Genomic DNA, 26,407 nt, shown 5'->3' on the forward strand with positions numbered 1-26,407 from the left:
GGGCCGACGGGCCGACGGGGGCGGCGGGACCGCCGGGCCCGGCCCGCCGGGCGCCCCCGCGCGCCGCCGGGTCAGCCCGACTTCGGCGGATGCGAGGCGTCGAACGCGAAGAGGGTGTTCTTGGCGGCGGCCACGACCAGCGCACCGCCCGCGACGGTCACCCGGGGGCTCGCGCCCTCCTCGCCCGTCAGGCCGTCGGCCTGCGGGTCCGTGGACCACAGCGGCCTGCCGTCGCGCGGCGCGAGCGCGGTCACCCGGCCGGTGGCCGAGCTGAGGTAGAGCGCACCCCGGCCCGCCACGGGGCCGGACGCCCCCTCCACGTTCGTCTGCCGCGACCACTTCGTACGGCCGGTCGCGGGGTCGAAGGCCGTGACGAGACCGGTCTGGCCGCTCACGAAGACCGTCCCGCCCGCCATGCCGGGCGTCCCGGCGAACGGCTTCGCCAGCCGGGAGAAGCTGACCTTCCGCGAGGCCGGATCGACCCGGGTCACCCCGTCGTACCCGGCCAGCGCCGGGCCCTCCCAGTACTCCCGCAGCATGACGAGACTGCCCTCGGCCGTGCCCATCGGCACCTGGCGCCCGGGGATCGTGATGGGCCGCTCCAGCTTCCCCGAGGCACGGTCCACCCTGCGCAGCGTGGAGTGCGTCACCTCCAGGGAGTCCACCTCGGAGCGGGGCGCGCACATCGCGTAGAGCTGGGCGCCGGCCGCGACGGGAGCGCACTGCGCGCCGGCGGGGAACGGGGTCCGCCAGGCCACCCGGCCGCTGTGCGCGTCCCGCGACTCCAGCCGGGAGTTGGAGCCGTCCACCGTCACGACCGAGGAACCGGACACCACGGCGTCCTGCGAACGGCCCGTGACCGCCTTCGACTGGGCGCCGGACGGCACGGCCCACAGCTCGCGGCCCTTCGCCGCGTCGAGGGCGACGACCTCGCTGGCCGGGCCCTGCGGGTTCTCCTGGTCGGCGAACCGGTAGCCGAGCACCGTGTCGTCGGTGGCGCCCACCAGGTGCATGCCCTGGACGGGGACGCCCGGACTGTTCGCCGTCCACACCCGCGAGCCGTCGACGGCGCTGATCCGGGCCGCGACGACTCCGCCGCCGCCGCAGAACAGCGCGTCCCCGCGCGCGACGCAGCGCAGCTCGTCGGGGATGTCCTCCCGGCCGCCCAGCACCGTCCGGTGCCACGGCTTGAAACCGTGCGGGAGCGCCGCCCCGGGCGCCGCGACGCTGGTGCCGCCGTCGCCCTCGCCGCCGCTTCCCGAGCCGCCGGACGTGAGCGCGGCGACCCCGCCGCCGATCGCCGCCACCGCGACCGCCGCCGCGAGCACCGGACGCCAGCGGCGCCGCACCCCGCGACGGGCCGGGACGGCGCCCGCCGAGGTGCCGCCGTCCCCGACGCCCGCGGTGTCGTCGGCGCCGGAACCGGCCGTTGCCGTCACGGGTAGGGCCGCGGGGGCGGCTCCCGGCGGCGGGGTGTCCGCCGCGAGGTGGTGGTGGGTGTGCGTGTCACGGGTGCGGCCCGCCCCGCCGGCCCCGGCCGGGCCGGTCACGCCCAGGTCGCCCGGCAGGTCCCGCAGCCGCACCAGGAGTTCGTCCGCCGAGGGGCGCCCGTCGGGCTCCTTGTCCAGGCACGGCCCGACGACCGCGCGCAGCGCCGCCGGCACGGCGTCCAGCGCCGGCTCCTCGTGCACCACCTGGTACGCGGTCATGTACGGGCTGTCCGCGTCGAAAGGACCCTGCCCCGTCGCCGCGTACACCAGCAGGGTTCCCAGCGAGAAGACGTCCGACCGGGGCCCCACGCCGCGCGGCGCCTGCAACTGCTCCGGCGACATGAACGGCGGGGTGCCGATGACCCGGCCCGTCATCGTCAGCGTCTGCTGGTCAGCCGCCCGGGAGATGCCGAAGTCGATCACGCGCGGGCCCTCGGGCGACAGCACGACGTTCGAGGGCTTGAGGTCCCGGTGCACGACGCCCACCCGGTGGATGTCGCGCAGCGCCTCGGTGAGGCCGATGGCGAGGGTCCGCAGCTCCGTGCCGGTCAGCGGGCCGTGCTCGGCGATGTGCTGGGCGAGCGTGTGCCCCTCGATGTAGGCCGTCGCCATCCACGGCTGCTCGGCCTCCGGGGCCGCGTCGATCACCGCGGCGGTGAACGCGCCGCTCACCCGCCGCGCCGCCGCCACCTCCTGCCGGAACCGGATGCGGAACTCGTCGTCCCCGGCGAACTGCTGGTGGATCAGTTTGATCGCGACCCGGCGTCCCGAATCCGTACGGGCCAGGAAGACGGTGCCCATGCCGCCCGAGCCGAGCCGTGCCTCAAGCGAGTAGCCGCCGATCTCGGCCGGGTCACCTGCGCGCAGTGACACTTTTCCCGCCTTCCGTTCCCCGCGTCTCTCCACCACCACGGGCCTGCGTACATGTGCTGCCCCACAAACTAGCCGCCACCCGGTGGGGCGGAGCAAGGCGGGTGAGCAACGGTGTGCGCGCCGCCCGCCCGGCCCGGCGCCGCTCGGGCCGGGCGCGCGGCGGGCGGGGCGGACCGCCCGTACCCGGATCTCTACGCCGGGTTCACCGCGGCCGCACACTCCTTCCGCGCCACCAGGGCCGCGTTCGCCCCCGCCGCGTCCAGCGGCAGCACCGTCATCGGGCCGAACCCCGCCGCGGTGAGCCACCGCGCGTACTCCGCGTACGTCCAGTTGTGGCCCGCCCGTGTCTCGACCAGCATGTTCAGCCCCATCAGCGCGGCCGGGGCCGGTCCGCACTCGTCGTCGTCCAGGACCAGTTCGCAGATCACCACCGCCCCGCCCGGCGGGAGGGCCGCCCAGCACTTCTCCAGCAGCCGCCGGCACGTCCCCTCGTCCCAGTCGTGCAGGATCATGCTCAGCAGGATCACGTCGTGGCCCGGGGGCAGTTCCGCATCGCGCAGGAAGTCGCCGTCCGCCGCCCCGATCGACTCCGCGAGACCCAGCTCCGCGGCCTTCGCGCGGGCCATCGCCGCCACCCGGGGCAGGTCGAGCACGGTGGCCCGCAGATGCGGATAGCGGCGGCACAGGCTCACCGGGAACGCCCCGGCGCCCCCGCCCACGTCCAGCAGCCGCCGGTGCGCGGTGAAGTCGTACGCCTCGCCCAGCGCGGCGGCGGTGAACGAGGAGAGGGTGAACATCGCTCCCCAGAACCCCTCCAGGACCGCCGGATCGGCGGTCACGAACGCCGACTCCTGGGCGTCCGGGTCCCAGGTGGTGGGCCGGTCCGCGTGCAGCGCCTCGGTGAGGCGGCCCCAGCCCGGGTAGCCGTAGCGGTCCGAGTAGCCGACGAAGCCGCCGAAGTAGTGCGGGCGTCCCTCGACGAGGAACGCCGCGGCCAAGGGGGAGTTGCGGTAGCGCGCGGCGCCGTCCGGGGCGGGGAGGCGTTCCAGCAGGCCGAGGGCGGTACAGCAGGCGAGCAGCATCCGGGCCGGGCGCGCGGGCAGGCCCAGCTCGGTCCTGATCCGCTCGGCGCCGGCCCCGCCGAGGCGCTCCAGCAGGGTGAACAGCCCCAGCTCGACGCCCGCCGCGAGCACCTTGAACCGCCAGAAGCCGGTGGTCAGTTCCATCAGGGGCACGGGCGTCACCCCCGGCGGCCGGGGCCCGCCTTCGCCGCCCGGCCCGGGGTCCCGCTGCCGCTCCGCCGACCGCTCCTGCTCCGTGGCCGCCGCACTCGTCATCGCACCGCTCCTCGACTTCTCCGCGTCCTGAACCAATCCAACGACTACGTATAGTAGTTGTGAAATTTCCGTGCGTAACAACTTGAGGTTTCAGGAGACTTCTGTGACGTACCTTGCGGGTATGGACGGACCCACCGCCGTGGTGTTGCCTCTCCCCGCCGAACTCCCCGGCACCCTCGCTCCCGTCGCGGAGCGGCTCGCCGCACTGACGGCCCGGTACGGCATTGCGTACACCGCCGCGATGGGCGCCGGACCCGAGGAGGCCGCCGCCCGCGCGGAACTGCGGGCACGGCTGGCCGCCGAGGGCGGCGAAGCGGTCCGGGTGGCCGACGAGCCGCCCGCCGGCAGTTGTGTGCACGACGCCTTCTTCTCCGTGCGGCGCGCCCTGGGCGACAGCGCCGCGCTGCTCGCCGGGGCCGTGCTCGTCAGCGACGTACTCGTGCAGGACGACTGCGCGGCGAGCGGCAGCACCCTGGACCCGGACCCCGACAACCTGCTGCTGGGCGTCACCGGCTTCCTCACCGGGGCCCTGCCGCCGGTCTCCAAGGTCGCGGCCTGGCAGCCCGCGCATCCCGTCGAGGCCGCCAACCAGCGCTGGCTCGTGGGCCACCAGCGGTTCTTCGTGATGCTGCAACTGCTCACCGTCGCGCTGCGCGGCCTCGACCGCGAGGGCGCCACCGCCGCCCAGGAGCAGGAAGCGGTCCGCTCCTTCGCCTGGCTGTGCCGCAGCGCCGCCGTCTCCATGCGGTACGCCGCCGACTTCCCGCCCGAGATGTACCCGCAGGTGCGCCGGACGATGACGCCGCCCGCGGTGAACGCGGGGTTCAGCGGACTGCAGACCCGGGACCACCTGGAACTCGTCACGTGGATGCGCCGGTTCAAGCGCGGGGGCGGCCTCGACCGGCTCGACCCCGGCTCGCGCGACGCGGTCCACGCGGCCGTCCAGCACCTCTACGAGGCCCATGTGTGGGTGTGCGACCGCTTCGGCGGGGCCGACGAACCCAGCCTGCTGATGGCCCAGGCGGCCCAGGCGGCGGGGGAGCGCGCCGAGAGCGGCGTCGCCGCCGCGCAGCGACTGGCGCGCCAGCGGCTCGGCCACCTGACGCCTTCGCCGGCCCCGGCCCCGCCCGCCCCGCCCACCGCTCCTGCCCCGGCTCCGACAGCGTCCCCGTGACCGTCCGGGAGTCACCCTTTCGAAGGTACTGAGGAAACGCTTCGTCACCCCTACAGGGGAAACGCTTCACCCCTGGCCCCGCCGAGTGCTCCGGCCGTCGGCGGGACCAGGGCCAGGGACCAGCCCGGCCCGCCCGGGTCCGTGACCGTCAGGAGACATCCCGGATGACCGCCCCGCCTCCCGGCGCCCCGCACGGGGCAGCCCCCGGCGCCGCCCCGCCCACCGCTCCGGGAGCCGTTCCCGGTGCCGTTCCCCGCGTCCGGGAGGCGGGTCCGCCGGACGCGGGGCGGTTCGGGCCGCGCCGGACCGCCGGTGTGCTCCGGCCGCGCTCCGTGGCCGAAGTGGTGGACCTGGTGCGGGCGGCGGCCGGCTCCCGCACCCCGCTGCACCCCGTCTCCACCGGCCGCAACTGGGGCCTCGGCTCGGGGCTCCCGGTCGAGGACGGCGCGGCGGTGCTCGACCTGTCGGGTCTCGACGCCGTCCGCGAGACCGACATCCGCCGAGGCTGGGCCGTCGTCGAACCCGGTGTCACCCAGGGCCGGCTGACGGAACGGCTGGCCGGGACCGAGCGCATGCTCAACCTCACGGGAGCCTCCCGTCACACCAGCGTCATCGGGAACATCCTGGAACGCGGTGTCGGCCTGCACCGGCCGCGCGCCGAGGACCTGGCGGGACTGGAACTGGTCCTCGCGGACGGAGCGCGGGTGCGCACCGGCTGGTGGCCCGCCCCGGACGGCCCGGCCGTGGTCCAGCCGCACGGGCGCGGCCCCTCCCTCAACCACCTCTTCACCCAGGCCTCCTGGGCGGTGGTCACCGCCGCGGTGGTGCGGCTGCTGCCCCGGCCCCGGGCGGTACGGGTCCTTCCGGTCGTCTTCCCGCCGGACGCGCTCGCCGAGGCCGTGGACACCCTGCGGGCCTGGACGGCGGGCGGCTCCATCCCGGCCACCACCAAGATCTACGACCCCGTCGCGGCCCGCACCTACGGCATCGGCGGCCCTTCCGGACCCACCGGCTCCGCCGGAGCCCATCTGGCCCACATCGCCCTCACCGGCGACGCCGACACCGTCGCCGCGCGCACCGGCGTCCTCGCCGCGCGGCTGCGCGAGGCGTCCTGCCCGCTGCGCGAGGGCCCCTCCCGGGCCGCCGACGCCGAGGTGCACGCGGCGTACGCGGGAGTGCACGATCCGCACGACAGCCTCTTCCGCCGCAAGACCGCAGGCACCTGCGCGCGCTGTCTCGACCGGGTCGGCGGGCTGCTGATGTTCCTGCCGGTGGTCCCCTTCGAAGGGGCCGCCGTGGCGGAGGCCGCCGCGCTGGTCGGGGCGGCACTGGCGGACGGCGCGGCCCGGCCGGGCATCACCATGAACGTGCTCGACGCCGACACCGTCGACCATGTCGTCACCCTCCGGTTCGACCCCGCCGACCCGGTGTCCACCGCCGCCGCCCATCGGACCCTGGACCGGCTGCACACCACCTTCGGGGCGCGCGGCTGGCCCGCGTACCGCCCGGACGTCGACCACCCGCTGACCGGGGCCGCCGACCCGGTGCTCCACGGGCGGCTGGCCGGCGCGCTGGATCCGCACGGGGTGTTCGCCCGAGGCCGCTTCGGCCCGTCCCGCTCCGACGGGGGAGTACCTTATTGCACATAGTTTGCAGAAACGCAGGATGTGCGAGAGGTGAGGGCGTGAGTGCTCCGGTGGTGCTGGGCATCGAGTCGTCGTGCGACGAGACGGGTGCCGGGATCGTCTCCGGCGGCCGGCTGCTCGCGCACGTCGTGGCGTCGAGCATGGACGAACACGCCCGCTTCGGCGGAGTGGTGCCCGAGATCGCGGCCCGCGCCCACCTCCAGTCGTTCCGGCCGGTGGTGCGGGAGGCGCTCCAGCAGGCCGGGCTGGGCGTACGGGACATCGACGCCGTCGCCGTGACCACCGGCCCCGGACTCTCCGGCGCCCTCCAGATCGGTCTGGCGGGCGCGAAGAGCCTGGCCTACGCCGCGGGCGTCCCGCTCTACGGGGTGCACCACCTGGCCGGGCACGTCGCCGCCGACACCCTGGAGCACGGGCCGCTGCCCGATCCGTGCGTGGTGCTCATCGTCTCCGGCGGCCACACCTCGCTGCTGCTCGTGCGCGACCTCGTACGCGATCCGATCCTGCACCTGGGCGACACCGTGGACGATGCCGCGGGCGAGTGCTTCGACAAGGTCGCCCGGGTCTTCGGCCTCCCCTACCCGGGCGGACCGGCGATCGACCGCGCCGCCCGGGAGGGCGACCCGTGCGCGGTCGCCTTCCCGCGCCCGCTCACCGGAGCCAAGGACGACCCGTACGCCTTCTCCTTCTCCGGGCTGAAGACGGCCGCCGCCCGCTGGGCCGAGCAGCACCGGGCGCGCGGCGAGGAGATCCCGCTGGCCGACGGCGCCGCCTCGCTCCAGGAGGCCGTCGCCGACGTGCTGACCCGCAAGGCGCTGGCCGCCTGCCGCAGGTACGAGGTCGCCACCCTGGTCGTGGTCGGCGGCGTCGCGGCGAACTCCCGGGTGCGCGCGCTGGCCGAGGAGCGGTGCGCGGCGGCGGGCGTCGCGCTGCGGGTGCCGCCGCTGACGCTGTGCACCGACAACGGGGCCATGATCGCCGCCGTCGGCGACCTCCTCGTCAGGGCGGGTGCCGACCCCGCCGCGCTGGACGTGTCCGTCGACCCGTCGGCGCCGCTGGAGTACGCGGCCCTGCACCCGGCCGCCCGCCCCGCCCGCGTCGCGTGACGGCGGCGCACCCGCCCCGGCCGCCGTCGGGCGACGCGGGCGCGCGCTCCCGCCGCGGGCTCCGGCCTCACGCGGCGGCGCCGTCCGCCTCCGTGGTCATCCGGGCCACGTGCAGCGCCAGATAGGACACCTCGTCCTCGCTCAGGTGCTGCTCCAGGCGCAGTTCGACGATCCGCGCCAGTCGCAGCGCGGTGCGGGTCGCCTCCGGGTAGTGCTGGCGGATGCCCAGGCCGATGGTGGACTCGTGGCCACTCAGCTGCCGGTGCTGCTGGATCCGTACGAAGAGGTAGCGCACGTGCGTGATGAACCGCGCGGCGCTCATGGACTCCTGGGCGAGGTCCAGCCCGTACCGCTCGCGCACGACGTTGAGCATCTGCTGGATGATCCCGGTCATCGTGTACGTGAACGACAGGTCGCCGGAGGCGAAGCCCGCGTTGACCAGGTGCAGTGCGAGCGCGGTCGCCTCGGAGGGGTCCAACCGCGGGTCCACCCGCTCGTTGATGGCCCCGAGCAGCAGCTGCGCCTGGGCGTACTCGGCGGCGTACAGGGTCTGCACCTCGGCGCGCAGCGGGTACTCGACCGAGATGCCCCGCCCCGCCCGCTCCAGCGCGCCCGCGACGTGGTCGGCGACGGCGATGGCGAGGGTGGGCCGGGTCGACTCGCGGCCCTCGATGCCGACCTCGCCGAGGGCGATCACGACGGCCCGCAGGACGTCCTCGCCGATGAGGGCGAGCACCTCGGCCAGGTGGTCGGGGTTGCGGCCGTCCGCGGGGACGAAGACGCGCACGATCAGCGAGGGGTCGATGGGCTTGCCCTGGCGGGCGCCGAACCCGATGCCCCGCCCGGTGAGTATGACCTCCTGACCGCTCGGGTCCCGGGCGAGGACCACGTTGTTGTTGAGGACGCGCAGCGCCTTCACCGCCGGGCCCGCCTTCCGTCCGTGATCCGTTCCTGTCCCATGATCGCGCACCGCGCGCCGCCCCTTTTCCACCTGTTCGCCGACCGCTGCCGAACCGCCGCGGTGCGCGCCCGCGTCCCGCGGCGGGGACAGGGGCGCGCACCGGTGGGATGACGGATCGTCACCGCCGTACGGTCACTACGGGGGTACCGGCCGTGACGTCCCGTCCGGCGAGCGGCTCGACCGAGGCGAGGTCCGCGGTGTTGGTGACGGTCAGCAGGGTGACGGCCGGGTGCTTCGCGGCGCGCACGGCGTCGAGGTCGACCTCGACGAGGAGATCGCCGGCCGACACCTTCCGGCCCGCCTCGACGCGTACGTCGAACCCCTTCCCGGCCATCCGCACCGTGTCGATGCCGATGTGCACGAGCACCTCGACGCCGCCCGGGGTGCGGATCCCGAAGGCGTGGCCGGTGTCGGCGACGGTGATCAGCTCGCCGCCGACGGGGGAGACCACCCGGCCGTCGGACGGCTCGATGCCGACGCCCTCGCCGAGCGCGCGGGAGGCGAACACCGGGTCCGTGACCTCGTCGAGGCTCATTGCCCGGCCCGTGACCGGCGCCAGCAGCTCCAGGGCGGCCCCGGCGCCGGAGCCGCCGGCGGAACGGGCACCGGCACCGGTACCGGAGGAGGCGCCGGCGGTCGTGGCGCCGACGGCGGCCAGTACCCGGTCGTCCGTGGCGGCACCGGCCGCGACCGGCTCCCGGTCACCGGCCGTGACGCCGGTGGTGGCCGGCTCGTGCTCCGCGGCGGCCGTACCGCCGCGGGCCGCGGCCTCCGCCGCGTCGCGCTCGGCGTTGACCTCGGCGCGCTGTTCCGGAGTGAGGTAGTCCGAGAAGTAGACCAGCGCCATCGCCGTGAAGAAGGCCGCCGCGACCGCGATGCCGTAGATGCCCATCGGGGAGAAGACCGGGATGGTCAGCACCGAGGTGAAGGCGAAGACCTTGGCGTCCACACCGCCCAGGGCGCCCACGATCAGACCGCCGACGAGGCAGCCGACGAGCATCCGCGGGTAGATCCGCTTGAAGCGCAGGTGGATGCCGTAGAGCGAGGGCTCGGAGACACCGCCGAGGAGACCCGCCGCCAGGGCGCCGAGCGCGGTCTGGCGCATCTCCTTCTCACGGTGGCGGATCGAGAGCAGCAGCACACCGGCGGTCGCGCCGAAGCAGGCGAAGTTCCATGCGCCCATGGGGCCCTGGATGAAGTCGTAGCCGATGGTGCTGATGTTCTGGAGCATCAGCGCGTTCAGCGGCCAGTGCAGCCCCAGCGGCACCAGGAACGGGTACAGCAGCGGAATGATGATCGCGAAGACGATCGGGGCGTTGCCGTTCAGCCAGGCCAGACCGGAGCCCAGTCCGTTGCCGGCCCAGATGCCGATGGGGCCGATGAGGAAGGCGGTGACCGGGATCATGATCAGCATGCTGAAGAACGGCACGAAGACCAGCTGGATGTTGTCCGGGAAGACGCGCTGGAGGCCCTTGTAGAGGAGTGCCAGCACCGCGACCATCACCAGCGGGACGAACACCTGGCCGCCGTAGTCGTTCAGTTGCATCGTCAGTCCGAAGACCTTGGCGGTGCACTGCTCGGCGCCCAGCGTCTCGTTGGTGACGCAGCTCACGCCAGGGACCTTGGAGGCCGAACCGAGCATGCTCAGGTAGTTCGGGGTCATCACCGCGGCCATCACGGTGGCGCCCAGCCACGGGTCGATCCTCAGCTTCCTGGCCGCGTTGTAGGCGACCATCAGCGGCAGGAAGAACATCACCGAGCGCCACATAGCGTCCACGAAGACCCAGGTGGCGGACTTGTCGGCGGCGCGTGTGTCGATGTACCCGAAGGCTTCGAGCACGGAGGTCGCGGCTATCAGCAGCGACGCCCCGAGCAGCACGCCCATCAGCGGGCGGAACGAGTCGGAGAGGTACTCGAAGAAGTTGTCGAGCCAGGCGTAGCGACCGCGGCTCCTGGCCCGCGCGGCGGCCTTGACCTCGGCGTCGGTCCGCGGGCGGGAGGTGCCGCCCGCCTTCATTGCGGGCAGGGCCATGATGTCGGCGTAGACCCCCGCGACGGCCCCGCCGATCACGATCTGGAAGCGGTCGCCGGACTGGGGGACGGTGCCCATGACGCCCTTGAGGGAGTCGAGCGCCGCCTTGTCGGCCTTCGACCCGTCGTGGAGCTGGAATCGGAGCCGGGTCGCACAGTGCGTGAGGCTCTCGATGTTCTTCGGGCCACCGACGCCGCGGAGGATCTGCTCCGCCAGCGTGCCGGTCCCCGGCGCGTGTGTGTTCATGATGCGTCCTTGCACCCTCGGGCTCTTGCCGGCCTGCGTGTGTCGCCGATCCCTCTCGCGCCCGTGACCGGGCAACAAAAAAGGCCCGGGGGGCGCACGAGGCGCCTCCCAGGCCTTGCCTCCCCTCGGGCGGTGCGCCGCCGTGGCGTCGCGCGCGGCGACGACGGTGGCGACCTCGGGGAGTAACAACCCTGCGATCGAGATCGATCAAGCGTGACCTTAACACCATGTAAGGCGATTTGCGGCAAACACTGTTTTTAGCCCGGAAAGGGGGAGGTGTTCCTGGAGGGGGCGGTTGTGGTGCCGACGGGATTCGAACCCGCGGACGGCGGGAGGCAGGACCGCCCCGTCCCCGTCAGTCGCCGCGCGAGGGTCCTCTCCCGCGGCGATCGCGATGGGCCGCTCTGCCACGGCACCACAACCTGCGGGAGTGCGCGCCACCCCGCTGCGGCCCAGGGTACGCAGCGGGGGCGGCGCGGCGGGGGAGTCCCGTGGTGCGTGCTGTGCCCGCGCACCCCGGGCGCCGGCGCTCAGTTGTGCCGGATCAGCGACTCCACCAGGCCCGCGCGCGTGTTGGGGTAGTCCATCGGGACGATGCCCAGGCCCTTCCAGCCGCTGGCGCCCGAACTGTCCAGCAGCGTGTGCACCTTGGGGTTCAGCCGGTCGGAGTTCGAGCGGGGCGGCAGGGCGGCGGCGGTGCTCACGAAGTTGATGTACTGCTTGCCGGGCTCGGCGGCGGCCTTCCTGAACTGGGCCTCGATCTTGGGGTACTTGGCGAACGGCTCGGCCTGGTAGTCGTCCTGGATGTCGAAGACCGAGGAGTCGCCCCACCGGATCCCGCCGGGCAGCCCGCCGTTGTCCGCGAGCAGGACCACCTTGCCGCGCGCCTGCCCGAGCGGGGGCAGCGCGTCGGCGATCAGGAACAGCGAGCGCCAGCCCCGCCGGTCCAGGTAGTCGGCGAACAGTCCGCCGAACTCCGCGTCGGAGACCTCCGAGTACTCCTGCTTGACCCGCATCAGCACCGTCTCCGAGGGCTGCGCGGCGAGGAAGTCGCGGCATGCGGTGAGGACGTCGTCGAAGTTGAGGCGCTGGTAGAACGCCGCGTGGTGGATCGTGAACGAGCCCTCGAAGGCCCGGCACCGTATGTCGAGGAACCGGATTCCGGCGTTCAACTGCTGGGCGATCGTGGTGTTCTGGCACTCCACCCACCAGCCGCCGAACCTGGCGCCCGAGTCGTGCGTACCGGGCACGGTGAGCGTGCGCAACGGCCGCGCGGAATCGATGCCGGCCATCCAGTTCTGTACGCCGAGGGCGCGTGCGGTCCGTCCGCGCACCCCGCCCCGGGCCGGTGCGGCGCCCGCCGTCGCGGTGCCGGCGTGGGTGAGAAGTCCGGCGGCGGAGAGCGCCGCGGCGCCCCTGAGGAACCCTCGTCGGTCCATGCGCAACTCTTCTCCCTGGTGTCGCTCCGGTCGCTCGCGCGCATCGAAGCACACTTGCGGAGCGTCAACCAGAGTGCGAAAGGCCGCACTTGGGGTTTACCGGCCGACGGCGGAGACGCATCGGCGAAACATGGGTGAACGAACGGTGAACGGCACCCTCGGGGGGCGCTGACCTCGGGCCGCGGCAGCGTTGGCGGCCGGACGCAGGGGGCACCGGACGCGCGGTCGCCTCGGGCGTGAAGTTCCCGGGCGCGCGGTCGCTTCGGGGCGTGAGGCCGCCGGGTGCGGGGCGGCCTCAGGAGTGCTGCCACCTCCGCGAGTGCGGGCGCCTCCGGTCGTGAGGCCCCCGACGTACAGGCGTCTCCGGGCGCACTGCTCCCCGCCGCACGGGCGTATCCCCGTGCGGCGGTTCCGCAGGGTGTCTCGGCGTGAGGGGGTGTCCCGGAGGAGGCTCGGGGCGGGCGCAGACGGGGCCGGGCAGTGGTCGGTTCAGCGGGCGGTGGCTGCCAGGTCCTCCTCGTACGCGCGGGTCTCCTCCCTGCGGCGCTGCTCCTGCCGCCGTCGGCCGACCGTCACGGCTGCCGCCAGTGCGCTGCCCACGAAGGCGGCGGCCACCATCCACGGCCGGTCGAAGCGGTGGCCGGTGGCGTGGTCGAGCGAGAGGCGGCCCGCACCCGCGATGCCGATCGCGGCGGCGGTGACGCCGAGGAAGGCGGGGTACTCGTAGCCGCCCGACTGGGCGAAGAAGCCGGCCGGGGCGTGCACGGCGACCGCGCCGGTCATCGCCCCCGCGGCGGCCGCGCAGGCCGTCGGAGTGGCGAACCCGAGGGCGAGCAGCGCGCCGCCGCCCGCCTCGCCGACCCCCGCCGCGACGGCGCTCTGCCGGCCCGGAGTGAAGCCCATCGACTCCATGGCGGCGGCCGTCCCCTCGATCCCCCCGCCGCCGAACCACCCGAAGAGCTTCTGCGTGCCGTGGGCGGCCAGCACCGTGCCCGTGCTCACGCGCAGCACGAGGAGGCCGAGGTCGCGCCGGTTCAGGCCGGAGGCCATGTCTTCTCCCAGGGGGTCGGGTGCGGGGCCGGACGACGCGCGGACACCGGGGCGCCGGTGCGCGGCGGCACATCACGCCCACGCTCGGGCGCGCGGCAACCCCGCACGTCACGCCCACTCTCGGGCGCGCGCGGCAACCCCGCGGGCGGTACTGCTCCAGACGGCCCCGTGCCCGTCCGGAGCGCCGGCCCGCGTACTGCCCAGGCGCGCGGCCCCGCAGGGGCGGCCCGGGACGCCTTCGCACGGGCGGACCGGGGCCCGCCGAGGGCGGTCCGGGACGCTCACCCGTAGGGAGGACGGGGGGATTGGCCCGATGGCGATCATGGGGAAGGTGTGTGGTGCCGGGCCCAGGCCCCGATCTCCGGCTCCCTTCTCCCCGTCAGGACCGCCCGATGATCCTCGACCGCCGTACGCTGCTCACCACCGCCGCCGCTGCCACGCTCTGCACCGTCGGCGCCGCCGCCCCCGTCCCCCGCGCACCCCAACTGGCACCCCCCGGCACGCCGCTCCGGTACGGAGTCCTGGGCGACAGCATCACCGGCCGGGGCAGCTTCTCCTCCCGCGAGAGCGGGACGTGGACCACCCTGCTGCAGTCCAGGCTGGAGAAGACCTGGCAGGTCACCCGCGTCAAGGGCGCGACCAGCCGGGACGCGCAGGGCGTGACCTGCCTGGCGAGCGTGGACAGCGTGCCCTTCGGGTGCGACCTGGTCGTCGTCGGCCTCGGCACCAACGACTGCCGCGAACAGCGCGACGGCAGCTACGTCTACACGCCCGACGACACGCACACCGCGGCCCGCGTCCTGTTCGGGGCGGTGGCCGCCGCGAACCCCGGCGCGGTGATCGTCGCACTCGGTGTGTGGAGCGACAGCACCGAGCAGTGGACCCCGGAGGGCTCCGCGTACCCGGTCTCCCGGGTGGAGTCCTGGGACGAGCTGATCGGCGACTGCGTCGCGGAGGCCGGCGGCATCCACATTCCGTGCGCCGATCTCTATCTGTGTTCCGCCTACCGGCTGCCCGCGGGCCGGCCGGCGTTCGGCGGTTACACCACCGACGGTTTCCACCCGAACGACGCCGGGCACGAAGCGCTCTACCGGCGGGTGGCGCACCGGCTGCGCCTGCCCTGACCTCACGGGGCGGCCTCGCGGTGGCCCCACGGCGTTCCGCGGTGCGAAAGGGCCCCGCCGGTGGACTCCCCGTCCCCGGCGGGGCCTTCCTTCGTTCCGCTTAATCGTTAGGAAGGTTTCCCAACACTCTTGACGCCGTCTGTGCGGCGCCCTAACTTTCACGCCAGGACGCACGCCCACCCCCACATCTGGAGCCCCGTGATGCACCGGTCCAAGCGATCTGTCATGTCCATGGCTGCTAGTTCCCTCGCGGCCGTTCTGCTCTCGCTGTCCGCCACCACCCCCGCGACCGCCGCGCCCGCTCCCCAGGGCGCCAAGGCGGTCAACGGCCCCCTGAAGGTCTGCGGCACCCAGCTCTGTGACGCCGACGGAAAGGCCGTCCAGCTCAACGGCATGAGCACGCACGGCACGCAGTGGTACCCCCAGTGCGTCACCGACAAGTCCGTCGACGCGCTCGCCAACGACTGGCGCGCGGACGTCATGCGCATCTCCACGTACGTCCAGGACGAGGGCTACGAGGACGACCCGGCCAAGTTCACCGCCCGCGCGATGAAGTTCGTCGACATGGCGATAGCCCGGGGCATGTACGCGATCATCGACTGGCACATGCTGGAGCCGGGCGACCCGCACTACAACCTGTCGCGCGCCAAGACCTTCTTCACCGCCATGGCGAAGAAGTACAAGGACAACCCCGGCGTGCTCTACGAGATCGCCAACGAGCCGTCCGGTGTCAGCTGGTCCCGCGTCAAGTCGTACGCGGAGAAGATCATCCCGGTCATCCGGGCGCAGGACCCCGACTCGGTGGTCCTGGTCGGCACCCGCGCCTGGTCGTCCTTCGGGGTCTCCGAGGGCTCCGACGAGTCCGAGGTCGTCAAGAACCCGGTGCAGGCCTCGAACATCATGTACACGTTCCACTTCTACGCGGCCTCGCACGACGAGGAGTACCTGTCGACGCTCGACCGGGCCTCCGACAAACTCCCGGTGTTCGTGACCGAGTTCGGCACCCAGAACTACAAGGGCGAGGGCGCCAACGACTTCGCCATGGCGCAGAAGTACCTCGACCTGATGAAGCGCAAGAAGATCTCCTGGGTCAACTGGAACTACTCCGACGACGAGCGCTCGGGCGCCGTCTTCAAGGAGGGCGTCTGCGACGCCGACGACAAGTGGACCGGCACCTCGGTCCTCAAGGAGGCGGGCGTCTGGATCCGGAACAAGATCCGCGCCTGACCGTCCGGCCGGCACTCGCCCCGGGCCCGGCGGCACCCTCCTCCGCCCGCTCAACTTCCTTCCGCACAGCCCCGGTTGAAGTACTGGTAGGAAACCTTCCTATCAACTACCCTTCCTGATGGCGGCCTGGCGCGGTGCCCCCGCTTTGTCGTGGGCATGACGCGCTCAGCGAGAGCTCTGACCCGGCCGCCGTCCCGCCGCCCCCGTCGCGGGGGCGGCGACGAACCAAGGTGTCCAGCTCTCCTCACCCCCCACGTCAGGGAGTCCAGGTATGCGCCTGAACGTCTCAGCCCACCTGCCGTCCCACGGCAGACATCCCACCCTCCTCCTCACATTCGCCGCCGTGTTCGCGCTCGTCGGCGGTCTCCTCCTCGCCTCCTCCGGGAAGGCCGGGGCCGCCGCCGACCCGGTCATCTCCACCGGCAGGACCGCCACCGCCTCCTCCGCCGAGTCCACCTCCTACGCCGCCGGCAACGCCTTCGACGGCGACCCCGCCACCCGCTGGGCCAGCGCCGAGGGCTCCGACCCGCAGTGGCTCCAGGTCGACCTCGGCGCCGGAGCGACCGTCTCCCGCGTCAAGCTGACCTGGGAGGACGCCTACGCCAAGGCCTACCGCGTCGAGATGTCGACGGACGGCGTGACCTGGACCCAGATAGCCCAGGAGAAGGCCGGCGACGGCGGCACCGACGACCTGACCGGCCTCACCGGCAAGGGCAGGTACCTGCGTGTCCACGGCACCGCCCGCGGCACCGAGTACGGCTACTCGCTGTACGAGGCCGAGGTGTACGGCACCGTCGACGGCGGCACCCCGCCCAGCGGCGCCTTCACCGTGGTGGCCGTCGGCGACATCGCCGCCCAGTGCACCGCGTCCGACAGCAAGTGCGCCCACCCCAAGACCGCCAAGCTGGCCCAGCAGATCAACCCGAAGTTCTACCTGACCATGGGCGACAACCAGTACGACGACGCCCGCATCTCCGACTTCCGCAACTACTACGACAAGACCTGGGGCGTCTTCAAGGCCAAGACCCGCCCGGTGCCCGGCAACCACGAGACCTACGACCCGGCCGGCTCCCTCGCCGGGTACAAGTCGTACTTCGGCAACATCGCCTACCCGCAGGGCAAGACCTACTACAGCTTCAACGAGGGCAACTGGCACTTCATCGCCCTCGACTCCAACTCGTTCGACAAGTCCGAGCAGATCAACTGGCTGAAGGCGGACCTCGCCGCCAACAGCAAGAAGTGCATCGCCGCCTACTTCCACCACCCGCTCTACTCCTCCGGCGGGCACGGCAACCAGCCGGTCTCCAAGCCGGTCTGGAAGCTCCTGTACGGCGCCAAGGCCGACGTCGTCCTCGGCGGCCACGACCACCACTACGAGCGGTTCGCCCCGCAGAACGCCGACGGCAAGGCAGTCTCCGACGGCATCGTCGAGATCGTCGGCGGCATGGGCGGCGCCGAGCCGTACGACATCGAGGAGATCCAGCCCAACAGCCAGAAGCGCATCAGCGGCCCCTACGGCGTGCTGAAGATGGACTTCACCGACAACGGCTACAGCTGGACCTACGTCGACACCGACGGCCAGGTCAAGGACACCAGCCCGAAGTACAGCTGCCACTGATGTACCTGGCCGCCAACGGCCGCCCGGACGCGCCGCCCCGCCCCGCAGGGGTGCGGCGGCGCGTCCCCGGCACCGTCATCGCACTCGGCGCGGTCAGCCTCGTCACCGACGTCTCCTCGGAGATGGTCACGGCAGTGCTGCCGCTCTACCTGGTCCTGGGCCTCGGCCTCTCCCCACTCCAGTTCGGCTTCCTCGACGGCCTGTTCAACGGCGCGACCGCCCTCGTCCGGCTGCTCGGCGGGCGGCTCGCCGACCGCGGCGGCCGGCACAAGCGGGTCGCCGGGGCCGGCTACCTGCTCTCCGCGCTCTCCCGGCTCGGCCTGCTCCTCGCCGGCGGCGCCGCCGGAGGGATCGCCGCCGCACTCGCCGCCGACCGGCTCGGCAAGGGCATCCGCACCGCACCGCGCGACGCCCTGATCTCGCTCAGCGGCCCGCCGGAAACCCTCGGCCGCTCCTTCGGCGTGCACCGCGCCATGGACACCACCGGGGCGCTCCTCGGCCCGCTCGTCGCCCTCGCCGTGCTGTGGGCGACCGCCGACGCCTACGACGCCGTGTTCGTCGTCAGCTTCTGCGTCGGCCTCCTCGGCGTGCTGCTGCTCGTCCTGTACGTCCCCGACGTCGCCGCCGGGCCGGCCGCCCGCACGGCCCCCGTCAAGCACCGGCCGCTGCGCGACCCCGCCTTCCGCCGCATCCTGTACGCGGCCTGCCTGCTGGGGGCCGCCACCATCGGCGACGCCTTCCTCTACCTGCTGCTCCAGCGCGGCCTCGACCTCTCGCCCACCCTGTTCCCGCTGCTGCCGCTCGGCGCCGCCGCCGGCTATCTGCTGCTCGCCGTCCCGGCGGGCAGGATCGCCGACCGGGCCGGACGCCGGGTGCCCTTCCTGTGCGGACACGCGGCCCTGCTCGGCGCGTACGCCGTCCTGCTCGCACCCGTCTCCTGGACGACCCTCGTCCTGGTCCTGGCACTGCTGGGCATCTTCTACGCCGCCACCGACGGCGTCCTGATGGCGCTCGCCGGACCGGTGCTGCCCGCGCACGGCCGGGCGAGCGGGTTCGCGATCCTGCAGACCGGCCAGGCACTGGCCCGGCTCGTGGGCGCAGCCGGATTCGGGGCGGCCTGGACGTTCTGGGGCCAGGGGCCCGCCCTGTGGGTGGCGGCGTTCGCCCTGGCCGCGGCCCTGGTCGCCGCCTGGCGCGTCCTGCCCGCCCCGGGCACCACCCCGCAGCCCCCCACCGATCCCGCCCCGGAGGCGCCATGAAACCCCGCACCCGGCAGCTCCGCCTCGTCTTGGTCGTCGCCGCCGTCCTCCTCCTCGGCGGCGGCTCCCTGGGCTACGTACTGCACGCCAGACAGCGCGAGGCACCGGCCGCACAGGCGCACGCGGACGCCTCGTTCACCCTCGCCCGGCCCGGACTGTACTTCCGGGACACGGCCACCGGACGGGTCGCCCGGCAGCCGGGAGGCAAGGTGCCGCGGGTGGCCGGCGGGCCCTCCTGCGAACGGTTCTACGCGGCGGGGGACCGCGCCCTGTGCCTGCGCAAGCTGCCCGGGGTGCCCGCCCGCACCCAGGCACTCGTGCTCGACCGGCAACTGAACGAGATCCGCAAGGTGACCCTCGCCGGCATCCCCAACCGGGCCCGGGTGTCCGCCTCGGGACAACTCCTGTCCTGGACCACCTTCGCGACCGGCGACTCCTACGCCACCTCGGCCTTCTCCACCCGCACCGGCATCCTGGACCTGCGCACCGGCTCCCTGGTCAAGTCCGTCGAGGAGATCCCGCTGACCATCGACGGGGCCCGCTACCACTCGCCCGACGTCAACTACTGGGGGGTGAACTTCGCCCGCGACGACAACCGCTTCTACGCCACCGTCTCCTCCAAGGGCAGCACCTACCTCGTCGAGGGCGACCTGCGGAAGTGGTCGGCGAAGGCGCTGCGCAAGAACGTCGAGTGCCCCTCGCTCTCCCCGGACAACACCCGCATCGCCTTCAAGAAGAAGGTCTCCGACGACCCCAAGGCACCCTGGCGGCTGTACGTCCTGAACCTGGCCGACCTGCGCGAACACCCGCTCGCCGAGACGCGCAGCGTCGACGACCAGGCCGCCTGGCTGGACGACTCCACCATCGGCTACGCCCTGCCGGGCGAGGACGGCCGCAAGAGCGACATCTGGTCGGCCCCCGCGGACGGCACCGGCAGCCCCCGCCTCACCGTCCCGGGCGGCTCCTCACCGGCCTCGGTGCGCTGACGCACGAGGACCGTCCACGACGCCGGGCGGGGTCTCCCCGCCCCGCCCGGCCACTACTTCCCCGCGGACCCCGCGCGCGTCGCGTCCGCTCCCCAGCTGGCCAGCAGCCGCAGCCCCTGCGCCGACGCCGAGTCCGGCTCCGCGTGGTACGTCACCAGCGACTGGTCCTGGTCGTCGGGCAGCCGCAGCGTCTCGTACGACAGGGTCAGGTCGCCCACCAGCGGGTGGCGCATGCGCTTGACGCCGTGCCCCTTCTCCCGCACGTCGTGCCGGGCCCACAGCCCCCGGAACTCCTCGCTCTTCACGGACAGCTCACCGACCAGCGCGGAGAGCAGCGGGTCGTTCGGGAAGCAGCCGGCGTCCATCCGCAGGAAGCTCACCATGTCCGACGCCTTCTGCTCCCAGTCCACGAACAGCTCCCGCGAGGCCGGGTGCAGAAAGCAGATGCGCGCCCAGTTCCGCTCCTCGGGCGGCAGCGCCCCCCAGTCGCCGAAGAGGGCCGCGGCCATCCGGTTCCAGGCGAGGATGTCCGACCTGCGGCCCACCACGTAGGCGGGAATGCCCTCCATCGCGTCCATCAGGTGGTGCAGCGCGGGGCGCGCGTGCTGCGGGCGGGCCGGCCGCTTCTTCTTGTGCTGCTTGGGCTTGGCCAGGTGCGTGAGGTGGGAGTGCTCGGCGTCGGTGAGGCGCAGCGCCCGCGCGATGGCGTCCAGCACCTCGCCCGAGACGTTGCGGCCGTTGCCCTGTTCGAGCCGGGTGTAGTACGCGACGGACACCCCGGCCAGCTGTGCCAGCTCCTCGCGCCGCAGGCCCGGCACCCGCCGGTGGCGCCCGAAGTTCGGCAGGCCCACGTCCTCCGGCTGCAACCGGGCCCGGCGGGTGCGCAGGAACTCGCTCAGCTCGGCGCGCCCGTCCAGGGGCTCGGGGGCGGGGGAGGGCGTCGGCTGCGGATCCATGCCTCCAGTATCCAGGGTCGTACGCACCCCAGACTGTCCCCGCCAGTAGTAGGACCACTGGACGTAGGCAAGACGGTGACCTGGGTGGATGTCTTCGACGCTGGCACGGTGGATGCCATGACCGCACAGACCAGCACCACCACCGTTTCCGCCTACGCCGCTCCGTCTGCCAAGGCACCCCTGGAGCGGACCACCATTCCGCGCCGCCCGGTCGGCCCGTCCGACGTGCTGATCGACATCAAGTACGCGGGCATCTGCCACTCGGACATCCACCAGGCGCGCGACGGCTGGGGCGAGGGCATCTTCCCGATGGTCCCGGGCCACGAGATCGCCGGCATCGTCACCGAGGTCGGCTCCGACGTCACCCGGTTCGCCGTGGGCGACCGGGTGGGCGTCGGCTGCATGGTCGACTCCTGCCGCGAGTGCGAGAACTGCAAGGCAGGGCTGGAGCAGTACTGCCACCAGGGCAACACCGGCACCTACAACGCCCTCGACAGGAACGGCGAGCCCACCTACGGCGGCTACTCCACCCACATAGTCGTCGACGAGGCGTACACCGTGCGCATCCCCGACGGCCTCGCCCTGGACGTCGCCGCGCCGCTCCTGTGCGCGGGCATCACCACGTACTCCCCGCTCGCCCACTGGAACGCGGGCCCCGGCAAGAAGGTCGCCGTCGTCGGCCTCGGCGGGCTCGGCCACATGGCCGTCAAGATCGCGCACGCGATGGGCGCCGAGGTCACCGTCCTCTCGCAGACCCTGCGCAAGAAGGACGACGGCCTGAAGCTGGGCGCCGACCACTACTACGCGACCAGCGACGACGCCACCTTCGAGCAGCTCAGGTCCTCCTTCGACCTGATCGTCTCGACGGTCTCCGCGCCGCTCCCGCTGGACAAGTACCTGTCCCTGCTGCGCACGGACGGCGCGATGGTGAACGTCGGCGCCCCCGAGGAGCCCGTCTCGCTCAACCTCTTCTCCGTCATCGGCGGCCGCAAGACCCTTGCGGGCTCCGGCATCGGCGGCATCCGCGAGACCCAGGAAATGCTGGACTTCTGCGCCGAGCACGGCCTGGGCGCGGAGATCGAGCTGATCTCCGCCGACCGGATCAACGAGGCGTACGAGCGGGTCCTGGCCAGCGACGTGCGCTACCGCTTCGTGATCGACACCGCCACGATCTGAGGACCCCGCCCCGTCAGTCCTCGACGGCCTGGTGCAGCGTGGCCCAGAAGTCGTGCATCAGGCGGGGCGAGTCCGCGGTGGACATGCCCACCTGGGTGAGCAGCACCCCGGTCAGTCCGGTGCCCGGGTCGGCGTAGACCGTGGTGCCGGTCCCGCCGTCCCAGCCGAACTGGCCGACGGGCGCGTAGTCCTCGCGCCTGGTGCGCACCGCCATACCGAACCCCCAGCCCCCGTGCTGTCCCTGACCAACCGTCAGGTGGGCCATCCCCCGGTACATGGTGTCCCGGGCGGCCTGCTGCACGGGGGTGAGGCGGTTGGTGGTCATCATGCGGACGGCGGGCCGCGACAGGATCCGTGCGCCCTCGTGCATCCCGTCGTTCAGCAGCATCCGGAAGTACGCGTGGAAGTCGTCGACGGTGGACACCAGCCCACCTCCGGCGCCCTGGAAGGCCGGCGGGCGGGAGGACCGCCCGCCCACCGCCTCGTCCCACACCAGGAACTCCCCGGTCCGCGGATCGGGCCCGTAGAGCGGCGGCAGCCGGTCGATACTGTCGGCGGGCACGTGGAAGGCGGTGTCCTTCATCCCCAGCGGACCGAGGACCCGCTCGCGCAGGAAGTCCTCCAGCGGCCGGCCCGCGACCCGGGACACCAGCACGCCCAGCACCTCGTGGGCGAGGTCGTACTGCCACCGCTCCCCGGGCTGGTACGACAGCGGCAGCTCGCCCAGGCGGCGCATCCACACGTCGGGCTCCGGCGCAGGACCGGAGGCCACGCTGTAGTCGGTCCGCTCGAAGGTGGCCGCCCTGATCGGGGAGTCCAGCAGTTCGAAGTCCATGCCGAGCCCGAACGTGGAGGTCAGCAGGTCCCGTACGGTGATCGGCCGGTGCGCGGGGACGGTGTCGTCCAGCGGGCCGTCGGGCCGCCTCAGCACCTGCCGGTCGGCGAGTTCGGGCAGCCACTCCTCGACCGGGTCGTCCAGCCGCAGTCTGCACTCGTCGAGCAGGACCATCGCCGCCGCCGTCGTGACCGGCTTCGAGGTGGACGCCATCCGGAAGATCGTGTCCCGGGCCATCGGCGCGCCGCCGTCGTGGCGCATCGTGCCGAGCGCCTCCACGTGGGTCCGGCCGCCGAGGCTCACCAGGGCGACGAGCCCGGGGATCCTCCCGGACCCGACGTGCCGGGCCAGTACGTCGTGCAGCCTGCGCAGTCCGGCTTCGGAGAAGTGGCTGTTCTTCGTTTCCATCACGGAACTCCTTGTTCGGGGCGGCCTGTTCGCCGAGCGGCCCCGCGGTGGAGGCCGTACGCAGAGGCTGCACCCTTGACCCAGGGTCAAGGTCAACTCCCCGGGGCCGACCGGCCGGGCCGTACCCTCGCCCGCTACCCTCGCCCCGGGTGAGCGGGCAGGCCGTCAGGAGGCCTCGGCCGCCCAGGAGCGGGAGGCGTGCCGGGCCGATGGCGGACGGACTCACGATCGGCCAGGCGGCGGCCCATGTCGGCGTGACGATCAAGACGGTGCGGCACTACCACCGGCTCGGCCTGGTCGCCGAGCCCGAACGCGACCACTCCGGCTACCGCCGCTACCGGTCGGCGGACCTGTACCGGCTGGTCCAGGTGCGCACCCTGGCCGCGTCCGGCGTGCCGCTGGCCGAGATCGCCGAGCTGCTGGACGCCGGTCCCGAGCGGTTCGCCGCCACCCTCGTCGAGGTGCGCCGCGGGCTCACCGAACAGATCGAGGACCTGACCGCGCGCCGCGACCGGCTCGACCGCCTCGACCACGGCGACCGGGCCCTGCTGCCCGACCGTGCCTGCGCGGTGCTGGAGCGCCTCGCCGGCCTCGGCTTCCACCCCGAGTACGTGGCCGGACAGCGGGAGGCCCTGGTACTGGCCGGGGCGCTGGCCCCGCAGCTCTTCGACAGCTTCCTCAACCGGCTCGAACACTCCCTGGAGGACCCGGAGTTCGTCGAGGTGACCAAGCTCTGCTTCGACGCGAGGTCCTGGGACCCGCACGATTCGAGGATCGCCGGACTCGCCTCCGCGATGGCCGACAGGCTGCTGGCCGACCGGGCCCTGCTGGAGACGCCGGCCGGATTCCACGACGGGCCCGACGGCGAAGCCAGGTACGGGCTGGTCAACCACCACCGGGAGGACCTGGCACCGTCCATCGCCCGGCTCAACACCCTGGTCGAGGCCCACCTGCGCGCGGCGGGCATCGAGGTCCCGCACCGGTGACGGCAGGGTGCACGCCCGTCGGCACCGAGACCCCGCTCCACCGACCGCACCGCTCCCGCGGGCCGGTGCCGAGGACCCGGCCACCGGCGGACCCCGGCACCGGCCGCCGTCAGCCCACCGCGCTCACGTGCACCAGCACCGACTGCTCCGGGTGCATGGCCGGGACCTGCACCCCGATCCGGCCGAGCACGGACCCGGTGCACTCGGTGCCGTCCTTGTCCCACCACGCGGGCGGCGCGAACCCCGCGGGCACCGTGCCCGCGAGCAGCGGCCGTACCCGGTAGCGGCGGTGCGGGTCGAGTCCGGGCAGGCGGGCGTGCGGCAGGGTGCCGGGCCCGCACGCGGTGAGGGAGGCGATCTCGTAGAGCCCCTCGGAGCGGTCCGGGGCGACGGCGCCGTGCGTCCAGATGCCGGGCGCGGGGTCCGGGCCGCGCCACATCGTGCCGGTTCCGATCAGTTCGCGGTGCTCCTTGTACAGGGCGATCCAGTCCGCGAGTTCGGCACGTTCCGCCGCCGACGCGGCGCCCAGGTCCCACTCCACGCCGAAGTGGCCGAAGAACGCGGTCGCGGCCCGGAAGGACAGGTCGTGCCGCCGTCCGGTGGTGTGCGAGCGCGGCGCGGCGACGTGTGCGCCCATCAGCTCGGCGGGCAGCAGCTGGGCGGTCCAGCGCCGCAGCCGCTGCCGCTCCAGGGGGTCGCTCACGTCCGACACCCAGACCCGGTCGGTCAGTCGCAGGATGCCGAGGTCGATCCGGCCGCCGCCGCCCGCACAGGACTCGATCTCCAGACCGGGGTGGGCGGCCCTGATCTCCTCCAGCAGCCGGTAGACGGCGAGGGTCTGCGCGTGTTCGCCGGGCACCCCGCCCCACGGCCGGACGCCCGCCTCGACATGGTCCCGGTTGTGGTCCCACTTGAGGTAGTCGATCGGGTACTCGTCCAGAAGGGCGCAGATCTGATCGCGTATGTACTGGTAGCAGTCCGGTAGCGACAGGTTGAGTACGTGCTGGTGGCGCTCCTCCACGGGGAGCACGGTACGGGCCGCCATGATCCACTCGGGGTGGGCGCGCGCCACCGCGGAGTCGGGATTGACCATCTCCGGCTCCATCCAGAGCCCGAACTCCATGCCGTGCCCGCGGACGGCGTCGGCCAGCGGGTGCAGACCCCGGGGCCACACGTCGCGGGACACGGTCCAGTCGCCCAGCCCCGCACGGTCGTCGCGGCGCGCCCCGAACCAGCCGTCGTCGAGCACGAAGCGCTCGATGCCGAGGCCGGCGGCCAGCCCGGCCAGTTCGACCAACCGGTCCGCGTCGTGGTCGAAGTACACGGCCTCCCAGGTGTTCAGCGTGACGGGCCGCCGCGGCGAGACATGCCCCGGGCGGGACCGCAGATGGTCGTGGAAGCGGTGCGCGACCCGGTCCAGCCCGTCCCCGTACGCCCCGTACACCCAGGGACCGGCATACCGCTCGCCCTCGGCCAGCCGGACCTCGCCGGGCAGCAGGAGCTCCCCGCCGCCCAGCATCCGGACGCCGCTGCTGTCGTGCTCGGCGAGGTGCCGGTGGTTGCCGCTCCACCCGACGTGGACCGCCCAGGTCTCACCGCGCGCGAAGTCGCTGCCGGGCTCGCTCGCGTGCAGCACGTACGCGGAGTCCAGACCGGTCCGGCCGCGCCGGCTCTCCCGCAGATGCGTGCCGACCCCGAACTCCTGGCGCTGCACCTGCCTTTCCATCCCCCAGCGGCCGGTGAAGTCGAGCAGTTCGGTCGCGTGCGCCGGCACGGGAAGGAGCACGGTCAGCTCCTCCAGCGCGAACTCCCCGCGCCCGCCCGCCCCGCCCTCCCTCTCCCCGTCCTCGTTCGGCCCTTCCCCGTTCTCCCCGCCCTCGTTGACCAGTTCACCGCGCATCCGGACCAGCCCGGACTCCAGCATCTGGAGCCGGACAATGAGCCGCAGCCCGCTCTCCGGGTCGACGGCGGTGGCCGTCACGGTAGCCGCACCCGCCTCCGCGTACCCCGTGACATCGGCACCCTCCAGGGCGAGCGAGGAACGCGTGAACGCCGGTGACCAGTTCCGCCCCTGCCGGGAGCCGATCAGCCCCGGGCGCCCCATCCAGCCCGTCCACGGCTCGGGTACCACCGAGGCGGACGCGGGGTAGGGCGCACCGGGCAGCCGACCGCCCCGCGCCGCCAACTCGCAGGCGACAGCGGCTGCTTCCGCATCGAGCGGGCCGAGGTCCGCACCCCAGTGCCGCACGAGGGGCAGCCGCCCCACCGGTTGCTCGACCAGCAGCGAACACCCCGCCGAGCGCAGATGAACGATCGACGGGGCAGGGGCGGACGCATCACGCATAGGGCTTCCTGGTCCTTCCGTACGGTGGGGCGCGGGGCGGGATCGGGGGCGGCCCGAGTGTAGGAGCGATACGGCGCCACGGACAGGGCGCCGAGGGCGGCCACCCCGGCTCGCCCGTCCCGCCGACTGCCCCG

General features: G+C 73.4%; 19 protein-coding genes and 1 tRNA gene. 10 read left to right on the forward strand and 10 right to left on the reverse strand.

All coding sequences use genetic code 11. The features are described from left to right. Positions 1-71: 71 nt before the first annotated feature. Together ACFYVL_RS41460 and ACFYVL_RS41465 are read right to left on the reverse strand one after the other, a co-directional pair. Positions 72-2,363 (reverse strand): serine/threonine-protein kinase, encoded by a 2,292-nt coding sequence (locus ACFYVL_RS41460; protein WP_389254718.1) that lies wholly within the window; start codon positions 2,361-2,363, stop codon positions 72-74. A gap of 191 nt (positions 2,364-2,554) precedes the next feature. Further along, the gene (locus ACFYVL_RS41465; protein WP_389254720.1) at positions 2,555-3,700 is read right to left on the reverse strand and encodes a methyltransferase; all 1,146 of its coding nucleotides are present in this window, start codon (positions 3,698-3,700) and stop codon (positions 2,555-2,557) included. Between the two features lie 121 nt (positions 3,701-3,821). On the opposite strand from ACFYVL_RS41465, the gene ACFYVL_RS41470 reads away from it, so the two are divergent. From ACFYVL_RS41470 to tsaD, 3 genes are all read left to right on the forward strand, one after another. Continuing rightward, complete coding sequence (locus ACFYVL_RS41470) at positions 3,822-4,874, forward strand: hypothetical protein (protein WP_389254722.1); 1,053 nt, start codon at positions 3,822-3,824, stop codon at positions 4,872-4,874. 164 nt (positions 4,875-5,038) lie between these two features. Beyond that, on the forward strand, positions 5,039-6,523 hold the full coding sequence (locus ACFYVL_RS41475; protein ID WP_389254725.1) for an FAD-binding oxidoreductase: 1,485 nt from the start codon (positions 5,039-5,041) through the stop codon (positions 6,521-6,523). A 47-nt stretch (positions 6,524-6,570) separates the two neighbouring features. After that, the gene (gene tsaD, locus ACFYVL_RS41480; RefSeq protein ID WP_389254801.1) at positions 6,571-7,626 is read left to right on the forward strand and encodes a tRNA (adenosine(37)-N6)-threonylcarbamoyltransferase complex transferase subunit TsaD; all 1,056 of its coding nucleotides are present in this window, start codon (positions 6,571-6,573) and stop codon (positions 7,624-7,626) included. 67 nt (positions 7,627-7,693) lie between these two features. On the opposite strand, the gene ACFYVL_RS41485 is transcribed toward tsaD, so the two are convergent. From ACFYVL_RS41485 to ACFYVL_RS41505, 5 genes are all read right to left on the reverse strand, one after another. After that, positions 7,694-8,545, reverse strand: coding sequence for a PRD domain-containing protein (locus ACFYVL_RS41485; RefSeq protein WP_389254727.1), 852 nt, complete (start codon positions 8,543-8,545; stop codon positions 7,694-7,696). 160 nt (positions 8,546-8,705) lie between these two features. Next, positions 8,706-10,865 carry a glucose PTS transporter subunit IIA gene (locus ACFYVL_RS41490; RefSeq protein WP_389254729.1) on the reverse strand — a complete coding sequence of 720 codons (2,160 nt, stop codon included), beginning with the start codon at positions 10,863-10,865 and terminating at the stop codon, positions 8,706-8,708. Between the two features lie 298 nt (positions 10,866-11,163). Further along, a tRNA-OTHER gene (locus tag ACFYVL_RS41495) sits at positions 11,164-11,282 on the reverse strand. Positions 11,283-11,395: 113 nt separating this feature from the next. After that, positions 11,396-12,304: a phosphatidylinositol-specific phospholipase C gene (locus ACFYVL_RS41500; RefSeq protein WP_389254731.1), complete on the reverse strand. Its 909-nt coding sequence runs from the start codon at positions 12,302-12,304 to the stop codon at positions 11,396-11,398. 489 nt (positions 12,305-12,793) lie between these two features. Further along, on the reverse strand, positions 12,794-13,354 hold the full coding sequence (locus tag ACFYVL_RS41505; protein ID WP_389254733.1) for a DoxX family membrane protein: 561 nt from the start codon (positions 13,352-13,354) through the stop codon (positions 12,794-12,796). A 392-nt stretch (positions 13,355-13,746) separates the two neighbouring features. Here ACFYVL_RS41505 and ACFYVL_RS41510 point away from each other — a divergent pair, with 392 nt between their 5' ends. The 5 genes from ACFYVL_RS41510 to ACFYVL_RS41530 all read left to right on the forward strand — a co-directional run bounded on the left by ACFYVL_RS41510 (position 13,747) and on the right by ACFYVL_RS41530 (position 19,568). Further along, on the forward strand, positions 13,747-14,478 hold the full coding sequence (locus ACFYVL_RS41510; protein ID WP_389254735.1) for an SGNH/GDSL hydrolase family protein: 732 nt from the start codon (positions 13,747-13,749) through the stop codon (positions 14,476-14,478). 225 nt (positions 14,479-14,703) lie between these two features. Next, complete coding sequence (locus tag ACFYVL_RS41515; RefSeq protein ID WP_389254737.1) at positions 14,704-15,705, forward strand: glycoside hydrolase family 5 protein; 1,002 nt, start codon at positions 14,704-14,706, stop codon at positions 15,703-15,705. Positions 15,706-15,976: 271 nt separating this feature from the next. Next, complete coding sequence (locus ACFYVL_RS41520) at positions 15,977-17,323, forward strand: discoidin domain-containing protein (RefSeq protein ID WP_389254740.1); 1,347 nt, start codon at positions 15,977-15,979, stop codon at positions 17,321-17,323. Continuing rightward, positions 17,323-18,582 carry an MFS transporter gene (locus ACFYVL_RS41525; RefSeq protein ID WP_389254742.1) on the forward strand — a complete coding sequence of 420 codons (1,260 nt, stop codon included), beginning with the start codon at positions 17,323-17,325 and terminating at the stop codon, positions 18,580-18,582. Before ACFYVL_RS41520 ends, ACFYVL_RS41525 begins: the two co-directional genes overlap by 1 nt. Beyond that, positions 18,579-19,568: a hypothetical protein gene (locus ACFYVL_RS41530; RefSeq protein ID WP_389254745.1), complete on the forward strand. Its 990-nt coding sequence runs from the start codon at positions 18,579-18,581 to the stop codon at positions 19,566-19,568. The genes ACFYVL_RS41525 and ACFYVL_RS41530 overlap by 4 nt, the downstream gene beginning before the upstream one ends. Before the next feature lie 53 nt (positions 19,569-19,621). Here ACFYVL_RS41530 and ACFYVL_RS41535 read toward each other — a convergent pair whose 3' ends face one another. Further along, positions 19,622-20,524, reverse strand: a complete 903-nt coding sequence (locus ACFYVL_RS41535) for a helix-turn-helix domain-containing protein (RefSeq protein WP_389254747.1) — start codon at positions 20,522-20,524, stop codon at positions 19,622-19,624. A 117-nt stretch (positions 20,525-20,641) separates the two neighbouring features. Here ACFYVL_RS41535 and ACFYVL_RS41540 point away from each other — a divergent pair, with 117 nt between their 5' ends. Further along, positions 20,642-21,700 (forward strand): NAD(P)-dependent alcohol dehydrogenase, encoded by a 1,059-nt coding sequence (locus ACFYVL_RS41540; RefSeq protein WP_389254749.1) that lies wholly within the window; start codon positions 20,642-20,644, stop codon positions 21,698-21,700. Positions 21,701-21,713: 13 nt separating this feature from the next. Here ACFYVL_RS41540 and ACFYVL_RS41545 read toward each other — a convergent pair whose 3' ends face one another. Continuing rightward, complete coding sequence (locus ACFYVL_RS41545) at positions 21,714-22,943, reverse strand: serine hydrolase domain-containing protein (protein WP_389254752.1); 1,230 nt, start codon at positions 22,941-22,943, stop codon at positions 21,714-21,716. Between the two features lie 209 nt (positions 22,944-23,152). Between ACFYVL_RS41545 and ACFYVL_RS41550 the strand changes: the two genes are divergently transcribed. Continuing rightward, the gene (locus ACFYVL_RS41550; RefSeq protein WP_389254754.1) at positions 23,153-23,929 is read left to right on the forward strand and encodes a MerR family transcriptional regulator; all 777 of its coding nucleotides are present in this window, start codon (positions 23,153-23,155) and stop codon (positions 23,927-23,929) included. Between the two features lie 109 nt (positions 23,930-24,038). On the opposite strand, the gene ACFYVL_RS41555 is transcribed toward ACFYVL_RS41550, so the two are convergent. Next, a complete protein-coding gene (locus ACFYVL_RS41555; RefSeq protein ID WP_389254756.1) occupies positions 24,039-26,273 on the reverse strand; it encodes an alpha-galactosidase in 2,235 nt (744 codons plus the stop codon). Positions 26,274-26,407: the final 134 nt, after the last annotated feature.

The organism is Streptomyces sp. NPDC004111 (assembly GCF_042874215.1).
GTDB lineage: Bacteria > Actinomycetota > Actinomycetes > Streptomycetales > Streptomycetaceae > Streptomyces.